Source organism: Cryobacterium sp. CAN_C2, assembly GCF_015751745.1.
Taxonomy (GTDB): domain Bacteria; phylum Actinomycetota; class Actinomycetes; order Actinomycetales; family Microbacteriaceae; genus Cryobacterium.
In genome coordinates, this window is sequence record NZ_JADOUX010000017.1 from 68,244 (window position 1) to 86,394 (window position 18,151).

The following is an 18,151-nucleotide window of genomic DNA, read 5'->3' on the forward strand; positions in this document are numbered from 1 at the left end:
TAGACGGTCTCCCTGTCCCTGAGCGACGTCGGGGCTGGTTAGGCTGGTGGGAACGAAAGGCCGGGTCTGCACCATGGCGAACGTCTACCAGGCCGCCGCCCGTTTCTACGACTGCCTCTCCGGAGAACGCACAGTCTACCGGGCCGGCCGTGAGCGCGGCGTGGCGCTCCTGAACCTGCGCCCCGGAGCCATAGTCCTGGACCTGGGCTGCGGCACAGGCCTGAATTTCGCCCTGCTCGTCGATGCCGTCGGCCCCTCGGGCACCGTCATCGGACTGGATCGTAGCCCGGAGATGCTCACCATGGCCCGCCGCCGCGTGCTGGCGAACGGGTGGACCTCCGTGTGCCTGATCGAAGCGGATGCCACCACTTTCGACCCGATGCGGGTCGCGAACGTGCTTCCGGCAGCGTCGGGAGGCCTCGTCGACGGCGTCTTTTCCAGCTACGCGATGAGCGTCTTTGATGATTGGCATCCCGCCTGGGAACGGACGCGCGCGCTCCTGCGCCCGGAAGGCCGCGCGTGCATCGTGGACATGCAGGTGCCCGTGGGCGCCGCGCGGGTGTTTCGACCGCTCGTTCGGTTGGCCACTGCCGTCGGCGGCGCCGACCTCGACGCTCACCCCTGGACCGTCATTGAACGTGACGGCGTGAATGTGCAGTGCGCATCTGTGCGGGGCGGGCATATTCGCATAGTTGCCGGAACGATCCTCTGACCCGAGCGGTGTCTTCTGTGTCCCAGCTCATAGAAATCGCGACGGTGGGCCTCTACGCTGGTGTGTAAATGTTTTCCCCAACTGAAAGGTTCACTCCCATGAAGGCAGTAGTCAACGGCACTGTGATCGCCGAAGCGCCGCAGGACGAACTGGTCAAGATCGAGGGAAATTGGTACTTCCCGCCCGAAAGCGTCAACTACGACCTCTTGGTCGCCAGCGCCACGCCGTACACCTGCGCATGGAAAGGCGAATGCCAGTATTTCAACGTGAAGGACGGCGACACCATGCTCCAGGATCGTGCGTTCAGCTACCCCGCCCCGTACCCCTCCTCCTTCGAGCGGGTTGGCCGCGATTACAGCAACTACGTCACATTCTGGAAAGAAGTACAGTTCATCGAATAACGCCCTGGCGGTCTACCAGGTCGCCACACTCAGGCACACTTTCTTGTTGTGTGTTCCAAGGTTGCAGAATTCACGTTTGTTCAGCGATGGTCTTTCTGGCAGTAGAAACACTCCGATGATGAAAGGTTCCTCACCGTGTCTGTTTCGCAGGCAGTTGCACAACACCCCATATGGAAACCGAGTCGGGCCGCTCACCATTGCCCCCGGATGCCTGTGCGGACCAACCGGATGACATCGTCTTGATCGTCGTTCAGCCCTGGGACATCTACGGTGCGGACCAGGCGGACCGGCGCACCGAGTGGTTGAAACGTTCCACCATGACCTATCCCCGCTACTTCGCGGCACGGGACTTCACGGTCCGCACGCTGAGCGAAGTTACCAACTTGCTCGCAGACGTCCGAGGAGACAGAGCCCATGAAGATTGAGATACTCCACATCGGCGACTGCCCCAACTGGCAAGAAGCCGGTGAGCGCGCACGGAGCGCGCTCACCCAGGCGGGCCTATCCGACGCGACCATTGAATACCGGCTCCTGTCCTCACCCGAAGACGCCGCGCAGGTTTCGTTCGCGGGTTCGCCAACGATTCTCATCGATGGCATCGATGCGTTTCCCGGCGCCGTCCCGACCACCGATCTGGCGTGCCGGATCTCTGTCACCCACTCGGGACTGGCCGGCCTGCCGACGACAGACCGACTCCGGGCAGCGTTCACCGAAGCCACCACACGAGACGGACAACGCTAATGCTCACAGTTAGGAGAGGTCGACGTGCGGTAACTGCCGCGGTCGCCGATGGGGCCGTCGAAGTCCGAGCCGGGTATGCGTCCAGTAGTCCACTGGCCAGCAAACTGGCAGCTTCAGCGCTTCGGCCACCAAAATTGCGGCCGACTGGCTGAAATAGGCCGACATGTTCTAGGACTCAGGTCCCCGGCGTCGTGCCCGCGCGTGAGGGAGCGGGGCCTCAGCCCCCGGTCAAGGTTCACCGACGGAGACGGCCAACATGAGCAGGCAGAGCAAGAGACTGGAATTTCCCGGATCCCACGGGTTGCCACTGGCAGCGCGGCTGGACCTCCCGGACTCGATACCCCGAGCGTATGCCTTGTTCGCGCACTGCTTCACCTGTAGCAAAGACGTGCTCGCGGCCGCCCGAATCTCCCGAGCCCTGACCGACTTCCACATCGCGGTCTTCCGATTCGACTTCACCGGTCTGGGCCAATCCGGGGGCGACTTCGCTAACACGAACTTCAGCTCCAACATTGAGGATCTGTCCCACGCCGCTAATTTTCTCCGCGAAAACTATGCGGCGCCCTCGCTTCTGATCGGGCACTCGCTGGGAGGGGCGGCCGTGCTCGCTGTCACCCACCGCATCCCTGAAGTGCGGGCAGTAGCAACCATTGGCGCTCCGGCCGACCCTGACCACATCATTCACCTCCTACTCGAGAGCCGTGCCGAGATTGAAGAGCGCGGAGAGGCTGAAGTACAACTCGCCGGTCGCACCTTCCGCATCCGCCAACAGTTTTTCGACGACATCGCTACCCAGCCTCTGGCCGAACGCATCCGCACCCTGGGTGCGGCGCTGCTCGTCATGCACTCACCCGTCGACACCACGGTCGACGCGGACAACGCGCGACGCATTTACGACACCGCCCGGCACCCGAAGTCCTTCGTCGCCCTCGACGGTGCCGACCATCTCCTCACCAAACCGGCCGATGCCACCTTCGCTGCCGGGATGCTCGCTACCTGGGCCAGCCGCTACGCGTTCGACCCGCTCCCGGTGCCGGTCGCTGTCTCCCCAGTGGTAGGTCCGGCCGAAGGGCTGGTCGTGGTCTCCGAAAGCGGCACGGGCACCTTCGCCCAAAACATTACGATCGGCCAGCACCGGCTCACCGCCGACGAACCCGAACCAATCGGCACCAACACCGGCCCGTCACCCTATGACTTGCTGCTGGCGGGTCTGGGTGCGTGCACCTCGATGACGGTGCGGATGTACGCGGAGCGCAAGAAGTGGCCGCTGGAAAAGGTCACCGTGATGCTCCGACACTCCCGAATTCACGCGCAGGATTGCGCGGACTGCGAGAGCGAAACCGGACAGGTGGACCGTATCGAGCGGGTCATCCGGTTGGACGGCGACCTCGACGACAGCCAGCGCCAGCGGCTGCGTGAAATAGCCGAGAAGTGCCCCGTGCACCGAACCCTGCACTCGGAAGTCATCATCGACACGATTGTCTCCCCTCCGGCAGAGAATAACTCGCATGAGTGACCTCCCGATCGCCGACCACGCGCTGCTCTCGGATCGGCATTCTGCCGCCTTGGTGACCCGGGAGGGTTCGATCGTCTGGCCGTGCTTTTCGCCGGTTCGACAGCGAATCCGTGTTTGCGTCAATCCTGGACGACGATACCGGGCACTGGTCGATCCGGCCCACCGCGCCCGCCCCGAATACGGGCTGGTGGTCCCGGTCCTTGATGAGATCGATCACGGTGTCGTCGCCACGGGCGGTTCGGGCCGGCTCACCCTGTCGCTCCCTGCACCGGTGATGGGCCTCGGCAAGGAGATCCGGGTGCAGTTCACTCTCGAGGCGGGGCAACACCGGTATTTCGCCCTGCAGCGCACGCGCCTCAGCGAGCCGATGCCTGGTGCCTATAGCCAGGATGAGATCGCGGCCGGCTTGGCGGCCACGACCGCGAGTTGGCCGGAGTGGTCGGCGATCCACCAAAGATATGACGGGCCGTGGCGGGAGCTGGTCCATCACTCGGGACGGTTGCTACAGGCGCTGCGCTACCAGCCCACCGGTGCGATCGTGCCCGCCGCCACGACATCGTTGCCCGAGGAAATCGGCGGTGAACGCAACTGGGACCAACCGCAACTGGATGTCTACGGCGAACTCCTCGACGCCGCGTTCAGACGTCGAGGGCAACTCGGAGAAATCGAACCGGCCACGAGAACCTTCCTGGTCGCCCTCGCCGACGCCGCCGCAAGCCAACGGCTACAGCCAGACAACGGCATCTGGGAAGTCCGTGGCGCTCCGCGCCACTTCGTCTACTCGAAACTCATGTGCTGGCCACCGCGGACGCCATCATCGAGCGACTCGCGGACACTCGAGGGCTGGTCTACAGGTACCAACCTGACACCGGTGTCGACGGCCTTGACGGTAACGAGGGCACCTTTCTGCCCTGCACATTCTGGCTCGCCCAGGTGCTCGCCGCCGGAGTCCGGTCCGGCGAGGCCCGCGAGGTGTTCGAGAGGGCAGTGAGTCACATCAACGACGTCGGCCTGTTCGCGGAGGAGATCGACTCCAAAACCGGCGAACAACTGGGTAATTTTTCCCAAGCATTCAGCCACGTCGGCCTGATCAATGCCGCGTGGGCCATCGATCAGGCTGAGAGCGGCTACCACGCCCACAAGGGAACACCAGCCGAAAACGCCCCGTAGCCGAGGATGTGGATGCGCCTCCAAGCCCAACCTGGCGGCGCACCCGAAAATTGCGGCATTGCCGGTCGTGCCAGGTGCCGGTAACGGTTGAAAACGGAGCAGGTGTGACGATCGAAAGGTGAGCACTGCACCGCTTGATTGGCTGGGTGATCACTTTTGTGGCGAGTAGCGCTCGTAGGTAGCGTCTAGTCCGGGGACTTGGTAGCAGGATTCCAACGGCCCGTGCTTGTCGTGACGATCGGGGGCGGCAGCATGGTGGCCAGACCACATCATCGTTCTGGCCGACACAAGCGGGAACGTGCAACCACAGCGTTCCAACGCCCGCACACTGATCACCCTGCTGCACCTACGGGATTCGGCCGACCACAGATACGTCGACTTGGATGTCATTGGCGAAATGAGTCCATGGCGCACGTCGTCGCGGCGAAACCGCCATCGGATACCGTCTGGCCGAACACGCTCCAAGCAGCGCCCACGCCCACGGGTGGCTGTCAAGTCGAAGAAGAGCCTGGAACGCAGTCTGGCCGCAGCAGACAAGTTCATCGTGTTCGCCAGCGCTGAGGCGCACACCACCTAGACATCTCTTAACTTCGGGGATACAGTGCGGTCGTCGGCGTCTGTGTGCGTCGACTCCTTCGGGACAACACGATCCTCGTCGCAAGGGTGCGCCGCACACACGCAGTACTGGCCGACGCATCCACCAATAACACCGTACTTCTGGCGACCCGTCGTGTTTTTTCGGACATTCACCCTGAAAGCCACATCGAGTCAAGGAGCACGTTGTGAAAAAGTTGGTCTTTACCGCCGTCGCCTGTGTCACCGCCGTCGCTTCAGCGATGGTCGCAGCCCCGGCATCCGCTGTGGAGTTTCCCCGCCTCGGCGGTCCCACGGTCTTGGCTAGCGGCCTCTTCCTTCCGCTCAGTCTGGGGATCGGTGCGGGGGGAACCGCGTATGTCTCGCAGAACGCGCTGGGAGTACTGACCAAGGTCAGCCCAGACGGCACGAGCAGTGTCGTTGCGAGAGCCACTCCCGGCGATGAACTCGGGGCCGTGTCGGTGCGTCGGGGCACGGTCTACTACTCCACCAACACCCAGGACCACACGGCATCCGCACTCTACGCTATGCCCGTTGGCGGGGTGCCGACGCCACTTGCTGACCTCTACGCCTACGAGAGTACGGCCAACCCCGACCAGGTCAACAGTTACGGGTTCGTCGACCTGCCGCAGTCGTGCCTCGACCAGTTCGATCCGGCGGCCCCAACGGGTCCGGCCTCGTACACCGGCATTGTCGATACTCATCCCTACGCGAGTCTCCCATTGGATGATGCCGTCTATGTGGCGGATGCCGGTGCGAACGCCATCCTGAAGGTTGGCTATGACGGAACGGTCAGCACGGCCGCCGTGCTGCCGGCTGGCGACCCGATCATGGTCACTCCCGAGATCGCCGCCGGTGTCGGGTTCCCGGCCTGCTCTGCCGGCTTCGGCTACCGGTTCGAGCCGGTGCCGACCGATGTCGAGCAGGGCGGGGACGGCTGGATCTATGTCACGAGCCTGCCCGGTGGGCCAGAAGATGCGAGCCTCGGCGCCCGCGGCGCGGTCTACCGGTTCAACCCGGCCAATGGGGAGGTGCAATTCGTGGCCGGCGGATTCGTCGGTGCGACCGACCTCGCTGTGTCGAAGAAAACCGGACTGATCGCCGTCACCGAGCTGTTCGGTGGCCCGAACGGCACCGGCCAGGTTTCCGTGTTCCACCCGACTCTGAGTAAGCGGGTGGTGCACATTCCGGTCACGTCACCGTCCGCGATCGAGTTGGCCGGCAACAGGGTCTACGTCACGACGAACTCGTTCGTGCCCGATGCGACCGGCGCTCCGCAACCGATTGGCAAGCTCGTGAAGCTCTCGGTGAGCTTCGGCAGCGACTAAGGCGCGACATCCGCTGCCCGGTCTGCGCAAGCGGGTGAATCGTCGTCAGGGCGCGGCCGACGATGATTCACTCGCTGCTGCTGATCTACCTCAGAGCGCCGAGCCGAACCACGGGTTCGTCGTCGACAGACGAGACTCGCCGGGTCAGGGCGCGGATTCGGGCGAGCAACTCGTCGATGGAGAATGGTTTCGTTACGTAGTCGTCGGCGCCCACGTCGAGGGCATCGACCTTGTCGGCGGCCCCCGTACGCCCGGAGACAACGTGTATGGGTACCTGACTCCATCCGCACACCGCCGCGATGACGGCCAGACCGTCTAGGCGTGGCATGCCAAGGTCGAGCATGAGCAGGTTGGTCGCTGGGACACCGTCGATGCCAGTAGCAGTCCGCGCCGAGAGGACCGCGGTCCTGGATCGAGACGGTTCAAGTCCTGGCCGCCCCACAACCAACCGATGCCCCGCCGTAAATCGCTCCCAAAATGGGGAATGCGATTGGGGGTGTCCGATGGCGACACCGAGCCTGTTTGAGCCAGACGTCGTTCACCGGGGCTGCGCCACATGTGAATGGCGAGCACCGGCATGACCTGCAGCAAGCTCGTGAACCCGGTGGGATTTTCGAACGGATGCGCCGAGTTGGCGTTGAAGATTCTCGGCACCAAACAGGTCACCCTCAACGGACGTTCGCTCCACTATTGGGCGGCCGAGGCTGCTGCCGGTGATGCCACCGGCGAAGGTGTTGGCGGCGGGCGGCGGGTGGTCGCTCCGAAGGGCGACAAGGTCGCAGGCTGGCGCAATCTCGCACAGATCGCCCGCCCATCGGCACAGCGAAGTCGGTGGGCGCGGCGCTACTTGCCCGACAACGGGCAGAATAGAAATGTGTATGTATTGGTGCGGCAAGCGAGCGGCGGCGACCTGCTCCTCGACACGCTCGACAACGCCGGCGCTCCCATCGAGGCGGCCCGCCGCCTCACCCTGACCGAGTTTCGGTCGTTCGTGACCTCCCGCGAACCGACGACTTGCGTCCCGACGACGCGCGAACCGACCACGCCGCGCTGGGTCTGGAAGGATACCGCCCAGGTCTATCCCATGCTGCTCGCCGCGGGCGTCCGAGTGCAGCGCTGCCTCGATCTTCGTCTGTGCCATGTGATCCTGAAGAATTCGGCCCTGACCAGTACAAGCGAACTCGCCCTTGCCGCGCCGAACCGCTGGGACGTTGCGAGCGCCGGAACGAGCGATCCGGCCGAGCCCCGGGCGACACTGTTCGACTTCGACGTCGACGTCGACTCGCTCGATGACCACGACCGCACGCCGAGCCCTGCCGCTGCAGCCACCCTGCACACCACGGGCTCCGCCGCACCTGGCACCGCTGAGTCGAGCGAAGTGGGGGAGTTTCGCCGCCAACTCGACGCCGTGGCATCCGCCACCGAACCGGGACGGCTGCGGCTGTTACTCGCCGCCGAGTCCGCCGGCGCCCTCGTAGCCGCGGAGATGCGCCATGCCGGGCTGCCCTGGCGCACCGACGTGCATGATCTGCTCCTGACCCGGCAACTGGGGCCGCGGGTCGCACCCGGCGTGCGGCCGGAGCGTCTGGAAGTTCTGGCCCGGCGCATCCGCTCAGAACTGGGTGATACCGCTCTCAACCCGGACTCGCCACAGGAACTGGTCAAAGCGCTGCAGCGAGCGGGACTGGCCGTCACGTCAACGCGCGGGTGGGTGCTGAAGAAATTGGAGCATCCGGTTATCGAACCGCTGCTTCAGTACAAGAAACTGTCCCGTTTGCTCAGCGCCAACGGATGGACCTGGATGGACTCCTGGGTTGTCGATGGCCGTTTCCACCCCGACTATGTTCCTGGAGGTGTGGTGACCGGTCGATGGGCCACCCGCGGCGGGGGAGCGCTGCAGCTGCCCAAACAGATTCGCGGAGCCGTCGTCGCCGACGACGGCTGGAAGCTCGTCGTCGCCGACGCGGCCCAGCTCGAGCCGCGCATCCTCGCAGCGCTGTCCCAGGATACGAGCATGGCACGGGCTGGTCGCGGCACCGACCTGTATGCCGGAATCGTGTCGAGCGGCGTCGTGGAAACCCGCGACGACGCCAAGGTCGCCATGCTCGGCGCTATGTACGGGGCCACGACCGGTCAGAGCGGCCGACTGATGCCGCGCCTGGCGCGCGCCTACCCCCGGGCGATCGCTCTGACCGAGTCGGCGGCCCGTGCCGGCGAGCGCGGCGAGGTCGTGACGACCCGACTCGGGCGCTCGTCACCGATACCCGGGCCGGGCTGGCATGAGGCCCAGGCGCAGGCCTATGATCCGGCGGCCACGGCGGCTGACGAGCGACGAGCACGCAGCCAGGCCCGCGACTGGGGGCGCTTCACCCGCAATTTCATCGTTCAAGGCAGTGCCGCCGAGTGGGCACTGTGTTGGATGGCCGAGATCCGCCGAGAGCTGTCGGCCCTGGCCCACCCAGATGCTCTTGGTGGGCATACGGGCTCCGGTTTCATGGCAGTGGACGCCCCACCCGGCAATGTCGGCGCCTCCGGGATACACGTCTCTCGATCGACGGCCGCCGCTGGCGGGGCCCGCGCACTCTTCGGCACCTCGCCGCACCTGGTGTTCTTTCTGCACGACGAGGTGATCGTGCACACGCCGGCCGAGCAGTCCGACGCCGTGGTTCAGATCATCGTCACGGCCGCCGAGACCGCCGGGCGGCTGCTCTTCGGCGACTTTCCGGTCGACTTCATGCTCACCGTGGCCACCGTTGACAATTACGCCCAAGCCAAATAGATCGAGTCCGTTACGAGTGCGACGTGGGCGGTTTGCGTTGGTGCCCATTCTGCCGGTCGAAACTGCCGAAGCCGCCATCGGACCAACGCACGCAGGCGGCCCGCGCAGTACCCCCACGTATTTGGCATGCCAAACCTACGCTTGTACATGCGCAGGTCGCTGGGGCATAATGGCGCTATCGGCTCGTTGGCATCACGCTTTCGTGATTTCTTGTCACTGGCCGAACAATTTCATATCCGCCATCGTGCACGCAGCTATGCGTTGAGAGCACGGTCGTTCCGAGGTCGTTGGGGAAGACGCACCTACTAGGAACGGAGAAACACGATGGATGCAACACTCAACCGTCGGGCGCCAATTGCGCGGGGGGTGCTTTTTGTGCACTCGTCTCCGCGAGCCGTGTGCCCGCACGTCGAGTGGTCGGCTGGCCGCGCGCTCGGCGAGGCCGTCAATTTTGACTGGTCTGCACAACCAGCCCTGCCCGGCTCCCACCGGGCAGAGTACTACTGGGAGGGATCCCCGGGTACCGGCGCCGCACTCGCATCCGCCCTGCGCGGGTGGGAGCAGTTGCGCTTCGAAGTTACCGAGGACGCCGGGCCCGGATCGGATGGCGGCCGGTGGCTGCACACGCCCGAACTGGGTATTTTCCATGCGCAGACCGACAGCGTGGGCAATGTCGTCGTGCCGGAAGATCGCATTCGATCGGCGATGGATAGTGCCGGTGCCAATGTCATCGAACTGCACCGGCAGCTGCGGCTGGCCCTCGGGCAATCCTGGGACGACGAACTTGAACCGTTCCGGCAGGCGAGCGATCTGAACGCCGTGGTCTGGCTGCACCAGGTGGGCTGATCAGAAGGCTCCACAGCGTGCGGTTCGCCGGTGATGGCGCAGCGTGTCGGCCGGTGACGGGGCACGAGGAACATTGGAACGAAAAGTCACGCTAACGCCCGGCCGGGCCCGATCTGAGCGAGCTCTGGTGCGCCCAGTACAGACGTGGTGATCAGTGATCGGCGATTGGACGTAGGTTGTGGTTGTGCCTGTTGACTTCTTGACCGACGTAGAAGCGGCCAGGTTCGGCCGGTTCGATGGTGTGCCGTCCCGTGCTGATCTGGAGCGGATGTTTTTCCTCGATGACGTGGATCAGGCGCTCGTCGGGGTGCGCCGTGGGGACCACAATCGGCTGGGCTCCACTTGTTGCTGACCACGGTCCGGTATGTGGGGACGTTCCTGGCTGATCCGTTGGACGTGCCCACGATGGTCGTGGACTACCTCGCGGATCAGTTGGGGATCGCGGACCCGTCCTGTGTGAAGCAGTACCTGGAGCGGCGCTCGACCCGGTTCGAGCACGCGGAGGAGATCAAGACCGCCAACGGGCTGAGGAATTTCGGATCGGCCGAGGCTGAACTGGAGGCGTGGGTGGACGCCCGGGCGTGGACTACGGGCGATGGGCCGAAGGCCATTTTCACAGACGCTACGGTGTGGCTGCGTGAGCACGAAGTGCTGTTGCCCGGGGTCAGTACCCTGACCCGGCTGGTAGCCCGGGTCCGTGACGCGGCTACTGCACGCTTGTGGGACACCCTGTCCTGCCTGACGACCGAGGAGCAGCGGCGGATGTTGGGGTCGTTGTTGGTGGTTCCGGCCGGGGCACGGGTCTCGGACCTGGAGCGGTGGCGCCAGGGTCCCTCGCGGGCGTCGGGCCCATCGATGATCAAGGCGTTGGACCGGGTCGCCCAGATCAGGGGCCTCGGATTCTCGGGCCTGGGCGTGGAGGGAGTGGTGCCTCGCCGGCGTCTGGTCGAGCTGGCCCGCTACGGGATGGCGGGTAAGGCCACCGCGTTGGAACGTCACCCGGAGCCCCGCAAGATCGCGACCCTGTTGGCCACAGTCGTGCACCTGGAGGCCACGGCAACCGACGACGCCCTGGACCTGCTCGATCTGCTGCTGAGCACCGAGCTCGTGGGCAAGGCAAAGCGGGAAGCGGATAAGGCCACGGTCCGCCGTCATCCGCAGCTCGCTAAGGCGTCCGCCCAGCTGGCAGCCGCGATGGGTGTCCTGTTCGAGGCCACCGCAGGCAATGAACACATGGACCTGCGAGACATCTGGGCGGCGATCGACGCGATCGTCTCCAGGCCCCAGCTGCGCGCGGCGCTGGCCACGGTCACCGAGATGCTGCCGCCCCCGGACGCTGTCGACTTCAGCGACTGGCGCAAGGATCTGACCGGGCGGATCGTGACGGTCAGCGGCTTCCTGAAGATCCTTCCCGACGTCATAACGTTCGGTGCGAACCCGGAGGCCGTCGCCGTACTCGACGCGTTGGGCGACTTACCTGCCCTGCTGAGCAGTCGCAAGAAGCCGACCGTGAACGACATCCATGCTGGTGTAGTGACGGGTCCGTGGAAGCGGTTGGTGTTTGGGGAGTCCCCGATACCGGACGGGAGTATCGACAGGTCCGCGTATGTGTTCTGTGTCCTCGAGCAGTTCCACCACCACCTGCGGCGGCGTGACGTGTACGCCGCCGCGTCCGACCGGTGGCGCGACCCGCAGGCGGACCTGCTCGCCGGGGCCGAGTGGGTGGGCGTCAAGGACACGGTCCTGATAGCCCTGGGCCTGCCCGATAACCCCGACGCGCTCCTCGCTGGGCACGCCCGTGAGCTGGACGAGGCCTACCGGCAGGTCGGCGGGCGTCTGGTGACCAACACCGCGGCGAGCGTCGATCATCAGGGCAAGCTGCATGTCGCGAGCCTCAAAGCTGTCCCTGAGCCACCGAGCCTGGTCGACCTGCGTAGGCGCACCGCCGCGATGATGCCCCTGGTGGAGCTCCCCGAGCTGATCTTGGAGGTCATGGGCTGGGAGCCCGGGTTCGAAGAAGCCTTCACCGCCCTGTCCGGGGGCACGTCCCGGCTGAAGGACCTGCGGGTCACGATCGCCGCGGCGCTGACCGCGCACTCCTTGAACATCGGGTTCACCCCGATCACCAAGAAGGGCATCGAGAGCCTGGAACGGGACCGGATCAGCCACGTCGACCAGAACTACCTGCGCGCCCAGACGTACGCGGCGGCCAACGCCACGCTCATCGGGGCTCAGGCGAAGATTCCGTTCGCGACCGCGCTGGGTGGCGGGCTCGTCGCGGCGGTGGACGGGATGCGGTTCGTCGTCCCGGTCCCGTCCCTGTTTGCTCGCCCGAACCGCAAGTACTTCGGGCCCAAGCGCGGCATGACCTGGCTGAACATGATCAACAACCAGGCCGCGGGGCTGGGCTCCAAAGTTGTCGCGAGCACCCCCAAGGACTCCCTCCACGCGATCGACGTGTTCTTCGGCCAGGACGGCGGGCCGACCCCGGAGGTATTCGTGACCGACACCGGGTCTTACTCCGACCTGACCTTCGGCCTCGTCCACCTGCTCGGCAAGCAGTACCGGCCCGCGCTGGCCGATCTGCCGGACCAGAAACTGTGGCGGATCAGCACCGACGCCGACTACGGGCCTCTGAACACCGCGGCCCGCGGGAAGATCGACCTGGCCAAGGTCCGCCGGCACTGGCCCGGCATCCTGCGAGTCGTCGGGTCCATCTACACCGGCACGGTGCGGGCCTACGACATGGTCAAGATGCTGCAACGCGACGGGTCACCCACCCCGCTGGGAGACGCGATCGCCGCGTACGGGCGGATCTTCAAGTCCCTGCACGTCCTGACGTACCTCGACGACGAGGTCTACCGGGGGTCGCTTGAGAATTCGGAGCTCAGCGTACGGTAAGCCCATCAATCTGCCGGTTCCCGGATGAGAAAGCGTCCGTAGGGCGGCGATTCACTCTCAGGCGACGTGTAGGGGTAGGCAGTCTTTGGTGCAGCGAGAATTGTCGTCCAGGAAGGAATGCCAGATGAGCTTGTACCAGACGTCTCCAGACGTTGCGCGTTTCGTCGATCTTCGAAAGGAGCTGACCGAACTCCGATCCGGGGTGAGCGGAACGGGGGTGCCGTTGACTGAGGTGCAGCGGGACTTTGTGGCGTTGGCGCAGGCCGAGGGGTTGTGTGATCTGGCAGCCACGATGAATGGTGGTATTTCGGTTTCGACTGACTGAAACCGGAAACTGCTCTTGTTCCGCTCGTAGTTGTTTTGGGACTCAGCGGGTTGAGGCGGGGATCCACCGGTAGAGGGTGGGCACCGAGACACCCAGATGTTCGGCGACGTCGACGGCGGGAGTGCCGGCATCGAGGAGCTTGCGTGCGGAGGTGATCTTGCTGTCGGTCATGATGCGTTTCCTTCCCGGGACCCGTCCGGAAGCACGGGCGGCTTCGAGGCCAGCGCGGGTGCGTTCAGCGGTGAGTTCCCGTTCCATCTGCGCGAGCGACGCCATCACGTGGAAGAAGAACCGTCCCGCGGGAGTGGTGGTGTCGATCTGGTCCGTCAAGGACCGGAACCCGACGCCGGCGTGATCGAGCTGTTCGGTGAAGCCGATCAGATTTTTCACCGAACGGCCGAGGCGGTCGAGTTTCCAGACCACGAGGGTGTCCCCGTCCCGGAGCTGCTCGAGCGCTTTGTCCAAGCCTGGCCGGGAGGTTTTCGCGCCGCTGATAGTGTCGGTGAAGATCTTCTGGCACCCGGCGGCGGTCAGCGCGTCACGTTGCAGAGTCAGGTTGGGGTCAGCTCACGAAACGGAATAAATACCACGCTAAGAGTTTCCGGCTCGGTGCAGGGGGCGGAGTTTTCCGGCTTTGGGTTGGCGGGGGTTGTTCCAGGTATAGTCGCCGGTGAGGTTGATGTGTTCCCAGCCGAGTGGTGAGAGGTGATCGAGCAGCGGGTCGTCAGTGGGAGGCTCCGTCGTGGTGACGGTGTGCTCGAGTATCACGCCGGACAATGCAGCGAGTCGGGGCCGCTTGTCTACACCTGGTGCGTCAAGCCGTAAGGCCACCTCGAGCGTCGATGTCGGATGTCCGGAATCCTCCTGGCGTAGTTGGGCCACCCCACAACCGCGTAGACCGGTGCACCAAAATGGAAAGCCCTTCTCTTTCTAGACGCATCTGAGCGTCTCTCCGCTGCAGGTTGAGTAAATCGAGTTCTGCCCTCGGGCAGGTCATCTACCCCCGGATGGGGTCTGGGCGCGGTTCGTGGACGGGAATATCGTTCTGTTTCGGACTCGGCTTTCAACGTCATAGCGTGGCTGTTAGCCGGATCCGCCGTGTGTCTGCTGTCGGGTCGTGAGGGTGCGGGAGTGCTTCTTCAGGTCGGGTGGTGCCTTGTTGCAATCGATCAAAGGGGATCCTCTTGTCAATTGTTGCCGCCCGTCCCGCCCGTCGAGGGAAGCGCTTTGCGTTGCACTCCGTGATCGTGGGGGTGACCTGCGCTGCCCTGGTTGGTGGTGTCGCCCAGACCGCGCAAGCGGCCCTGCCGACCGGCCCGTCCACGACCGGTCTGACCGGGTCGCGTTCGAACGCGACCGCGCTGTCCTTTGGGATCAGCGACCAGGTGGCCGCGTCGGTAGATGTTGCGACCGGCAATCTCCTCGTCGCGACTCAGGGCTTGACCCTGCCGGGTGTGAACAACACCGTTTCGATCGGTCAAACGTATAACTCGTTGGGCTGGCAGACCGGGTCGAACACGGTCGCGGCGGCCACGAACTGGTCTCTGGGGCTCGCATCGGCCGGCAGCTTGTCCCTGGTCGGTACGAACATCGTGTACACGGGTGGTGACGGTGTCACGTGGAAGTTCATTCCGGTCTCCGGTTCGACGACCGCGTTTACGTCTCCGGCTGGGTTCAAGCAGGATCTGGTCAAGACCAGCACCGAGTACAGGCTCACTGACCGGACCTCGCGGCAGGTCGTCACGTTTGACACGAACGGCAACGCCACCGCGGTGGCGGATCGGAATGGGAACTCGACCGGGATCTTCTACACCGCAGGGGTGGCTTCCTCGGTGGTGTCCACGGCGGGTCCAACCGGTGCTCGCACCGCAGCATTGAGCTACAACTCGAGTCAGCTGGCCTACACGATCACCCAGACCGCGGATCAGTACAACACCCGAACGGTGACGTATCAAAAGAACTCCGCGGAGAACCTGACCGGTTTCACCGATGCGGCCGGGAACACGACGTCGTTCGCCTACACCGGCACCGACCTCACTTCGATCACGGCGCCGACAGGCGCCTTGACGACCTTCACTTACAGCGGCACCACCCACATGGTGTCCAGGATCGACCGGCAGAACACCACTGCGGGGTCTCCGGGCACGTCGACGACGCGGCTCACGTATCCGTCGACGTCGCAGACCCTCGTCGCGGGTCCGAACACAGACGTCAGCGTTGCGGTCGCTACGGTCGCCCACACCACGTACACGATTAACCCCACCCAGGACCTCGTCCTCAAAGCAGTGGATGCCGCCGGCCGGGAGAGGTCGAAGACCTACACGGGTAATGCGGATACCTTGACGGCGACCGTCGGCGCTACTGGTGCCGCGGGTGCTGGCACCTCGACCGGGTCCTATGGGGCCAACAACGGCAACTCACTGACCCAGGCGCAGTCCCCGGGTGGCGCATCATCGTCAATCGCCTACGGGTCGACTACGAGCACGGCGTACCTGCCGGCGTCCACCACGGATGCTGACGGGAACACGGCCCTGCAGACGTTCAACGGTGCCGGCAACCCGCTGACCACCGCGGACGCTTCGGGCGCCATAGCCGCACTGACCTACAACATCACGGACGGGACCGTGGTGACGGCTCTTGCTCCGGGTAACGGGACGAACAAAACCGTCTACGCGTACAACACGAATAAGCAGCTGTCCACGGTGACGCCCGTCACCGGATCATCCCTCGGCGTGAAAACGTACACCTACGACCCGTATGGTCGGGCGGCGTCGGCGACCGACGGCCGCGGAAACACGACCCGGTACACCTACGACAAGGACGACCGGCTGCTGACGACCGCCCTGGCGGACGGGTCAGCGACCGTCACCAACAGCTACGACACTGCCGGACGCCTGACACAGTCGGTCAGTCCGACGGGCACGATCAGTAACACCTTCGACCAGCTGAATCGCCAACTCACCACCGTCAACACTGCTGGCGGTGGGTTCGAAACCTACACCTACGACAAGGCCTCGAACCAAACCAGCTCCGCCGATTCCTTCGGCACTTATACCAACACGTTTGACGCGTCGGGGGTGCTGACCAGCACGCAGTACCCGAAGGCTGGCGGGTACCAGATGGTCCGTTACGCGACCGACGCGCAGGGCCGCCGCACCGACACGTGGTTGCAGAGTTCGAACCCGACCAACACCACCTGGGCCGGACATGAGAGCACCAGCTACGACACCTCCGGCCGGGTGAAGCAACTCACGGCGTACACCGGCACCGGCAACGCCTCGAACACCCTCGTCTTCGACACCGTGTACTGCTACAACTCCGCCACGCCCGCACCGACGTGCAGTACCGACACCACCCAGGACCACGCAAAGCTGCGGTGGACCAAGGACAACATCACCGGTCAGACCACCACCTACAGCTACGACTCCTCCGCACGAATCACCCAGGCCGCCCAAGCCGGCGGTTCCGGAACGAACAGCACCTACGCGTACACCTACGACGCTCGTGGCAACCGTCTCACCCAGGTGATCACCGGTTCCGGCGCGTCAACGCAGACGCTGACCTACAACGCGGCGAACCAGATCACCACCGCCGGGTACGCCTACGACGGCACCGGAAACCTCACCGCCACCCCGACGGCAACGTACACGTATAACGGGTTCCAGCAGATGACCACCGCCACCACCGGCGGCGTAACATCGTCATACACGTATGCCGGAGCCGATCAGAAGGCCGTCCTCACCGAAAGCACCGCGGCCCGCACCTACAACCTCAGCTACGGGAAGAATGATGCTCAGGGAAACCCGCAAATCGCCACCTACACGGTCAACGGCGGTGGCGGTGCGCACGTCTATAGCGATCCGAACACCGGGCAGGCACTCATGTTGACGACGTCGGCCGACATTGATGCCCTCTACGTGTGGGACGGCCTCGGCAACCCCGTCGGACTGCTCACGGACTACGCCACCAACGCGTTCTCCTACACCTACGACCCCTACGGCGTCCAAGTGCTCACCGCCGGCGGAACAGGAAACGGCACGAGCCAAAATCCGTACACCTTCAAAGCCGGAATCCAAGACCGCGCCTCAGGACTGGTGAAGTTCGGCATCCGCTGGTACAACCCCACCACCGGCACCTGGACCCAACAAGACACCCTCGACACACCACTGGATCCCCACAACGCCAACCGATACGCTTACGCCGCCAACGACCCCATCAACAACATCGACCCCAGTGGGCAGTCATGTGATCTGACGACCGCGATTAACAATGCGGCGGGAGCGGGGGGCCTCGGCGCCATCTTTGGTGGGGGTGTCGGGTTCGTCTTGGGGTCGATAGTCCCGGGCGCAGGCACCGGGGCGGGCGCTCTCGCAGGTGCGACCATCGGTGGCCTCGCAGGGGCGGACATTTCTCTCATTTCGAGCCTTGTCCAATGTTGAATTTATCGCGGGCGCATTGAGCAAGGATGAAAACGGAAAGATATGAGCGATTGGGAAGAAAATGTCGGGTGTAAGAGCGTTGTGGATTGTTCTCGGTGTGGCAGCACTCGCATTAACGAGCCTATTCGTCCTCAACGTTGTGCTAAATCATGTTTGGTGGTCGCTCGGCTTTGTCGGACTCTTCGCATTCGCGGGAGCATACTTCTTCCTCAAGGCGCGCTCTAGTAAAACACCTGCGCCACCCCCTCGACCCAAACGCTAATGTTCAACGCCGCCAACCAGTTCACCTCGACCACTGCGCTCGTCAAGTTTTTGAGACAGTTCGATGTGTTTTTCTTCTATGCCGCAGCCAGTTGGCGGCGGTCTTGGTAAGCGGCGAGAGCGGCGGCCGGCTGTAAT

At 64.3% G+C, this 18,151-nt stretch carries 14 protein-coding genes and 3 pseudogenes; 12 read left to right on the plus strand and 5 right to left on the minus strand.

Annotated features, from left to right (window positions below):
- Nucleotides 1-46: 46 nt before the first annotated feature.
- The 8 genes and pseudogenes from IWX77_RS13350 (at nt 47) to IWX77_RS13385 (ending at nt 6,462) form a co-directional block, all read left to right on the plus strand.
- Nucleotides 47-712, plus strand: coding sequence for a class I SAM-dependent methyltransferase (locus tag IWX77_RS13350; protein WP_334353674.1), 666 nt, complete (start codon nt 47-49; stop codon nt 710-712).
- Nucleotides 713-810: 98 nt separating this feature from the next.
- On the plus strand, nt 811-1,113 hold the full coding sequence (locus IWX77_RS13355) for a DUF427 domain-containing protein (protein WP_196845009.1): 303 nt from the start codon (nt 811-813) through the stop codon (nt 1,111-1,113).
- Between the two features lie 170 nt (nt 1,114-1,283).
- Nucleotides 1,284-1,538: a hypothetical protein gene (locus IWX77_RS13360; RefSeq protein WP_196845010.1), complete on the plus strand. Its 255-nt coding sequence runs from the start codon at nt 1,284-1,286 to the stop codon at nt 1,536-1,538.
- A complete protein-coding gene (locus IWX77_RS13365; RefSeq protein WP_196845011.1) occupies nt 1,528-1,854 on the plus strand; it encodes a thioredoxin family protein in 327 nt (108 codons plus the stop codon). The genes IWX77_RS13360 and IWX77_RS13365 overlap by 11 nt, the downstream gene beginning before the upstream one ends.
- Nucleotides 1,855-2,110: 256 nt before the next feature.
- A complete protein-coding gene (locus IWX77_RS13370) occupies nt 2,111-3,370 on the plus strand; it encodes a bifunctional alpha/beta hydrolase/OsmC family protein (protein ID WP_196845012.1) in 1,260 nt (419 codons plus the stop codon).
- A gap of 367 nt (nt 3,371-3,737) precedes the next feature.
- Nucleotides 3,738-4,144: pseudogene (locus tag IWX77_RS17470) on the plus strand (glycoside hydrolase family 15 protein); the annotation flags it as partial.
- 18 nt (nt 4,145-4,162) lie between these two features.
- On the plus strand, nt 4,163-4,540 hold the full coding sequence (locus IWX77_RS17215) for a glycoside hydrolase family 15 protein (RefSeq protein ID WP_327012207.1): 378 nt from the start codon (nt 4,163-4,165) through the stop codon (nt 4,538-4,540).
- 782 nt (nt 4,541-5,322) lie between these two features.
- Entirely contained in the window at nt 5,323-6,462 is a 1,140-nt protein-coding gene (locus IWX77_RS13385) for a ScyD/ScyE family protein (RefSeq protein ID WP_196845015.1), read from the plus strand.
- Between the two features lie 97 nt (nt 6,463-6,559).
- On the opposite strand, the pseudogene IWX77_RS13390 reads toward IWX77_RS13385, so the two are convergent.
- Together IWX77_RS13390 and IWX77_RS17475 are read right to left on the minus strand one after the other, a co-directional pair.
- Nucleotides 6,560-6,814, minus strand: a pseudogene (locus tag IWX77_RS13390) (response regulator transcription factor); the annotation flags it as partial.
- Nucleotides 6,778-7,128 (minus strand): potassium-transporting ATPase subunit KdpA, encoded by a 351-nt coding sequence (locus IWX77_RS17475; RefSeq protein ID WP_442873494.1) that lies wholly within the window; start codon nt 7,126-7,128, stop codon nt 6,778-6,780. The pseudogene IWX77_RS13390 and the gene IWX77_RS17475, both read right to left, overlap by 37 nt.
- On the opposite strand from IWX77_RS17475, the gene IWX77_RS13400 reads away from it, so the two are divergent.
- Nucleotides 7,040-9,241, plus strand: a complete 2,202-nt coding sequence (locus IWX77_RS13400) for a bifunctional 3'-5' exonuclease/DNA polymerase (RefSeq protein WP_196845017.1) — start codon at nt 7,040-7,042, stop codon at nt 9,239-9,241. The two genes, IWX77_RS17475 and IWX77_RS13400, sit on opposite strands and share 89 nt — an antisense overlap.
- A 324-nt stretch (nt 9,242-9,565) precedes the next feature.
- Nucleotides 9,566-10,087, plus strand: coding sequence for a DUF3145 domain-containing protein (locus IWX77_RS13405; protein WP_196845018.1), 522 nt, complete (start codon nt 9,566-9,568; stop codon nt 10,085-10,087).
- 151 nt (nt 10,088-10,238) lie between these two features.
- Here the strand turns inward: IWX77_RS13405 and IWX77_RS17220 are convergent, their stop codons facing one another.
- Nucleotides 10,239-10,412 (minus strand): hypothetical protein, encoded by a 174-nt coding sequence (locus IWX77_RS17220; RefSeq protein ID WP_297412785.1) that lies wholly within the window; start codon nt 10,410-10,412, stop codon nt 10,239-10,241.
- Between IWX77_RS17220 and IWX77_RS13415 the strand changes: the two are divergent.
- Nucleotides 10,329-12,988 (plus strand): annotated as a pseudogene (locus IWX77_RS13415) (Tn3 family transposase). The gene IWX77_RS17220 and the pseudogene IWX77_RS13415 overlap by 84 nt on opposite strands.
- A gap of 367 nt (nt 12,989-13,355) precedes the next feature.
- On the opposite strand, the gene IWX77_RS13420 reads toward IWX77_RS13415, so the two are convergent.
- Both IWX77_RS13420 and IWX77_RS13425 read right to left on the minus strand, forming a co-directional pair.
- Complete coding sequence (locus tag IWX77_RS13420; RefSeq protein WP_196845024.1) at nt 13,356-13,868, minus strand: recombinase family protein; 513 nt, start codon at nt 13,866-13,868, stop codon at nt 13,356-13,358.
- A 36-nt stretch (nt 13,869-13,904) separates the two neighbouring features.
- Entirely contained in the window at nt 13,905-14,090 is a 186-nt protein-coding gene (locus IWX77_RS13425; RefSeq protein WP_327012215.1) for a hypothetical protein, read from the minus strand.
- A gap of 407 nt (nt 14,091-14,497) precedes the next feature.
- Here IWX77_RS13425 and IWX77_RS13430 point away from each other — a divergent pair, with 407 nt between their 5' ends.
- Nucleotides 14,498-17,752: an RHS repeat domain-containing protein gene (locus tag IWX77_RS13430; protein WP_196845021.1), complete on the plus strand. Its 3,255-nt coding sequence runs from the start codon at nt 14,498-14,500 to the stop codon at nt 17,750-17,752.
- Nucleotides 17,753-18,151 lie beyond the last annotated feature (399 nt).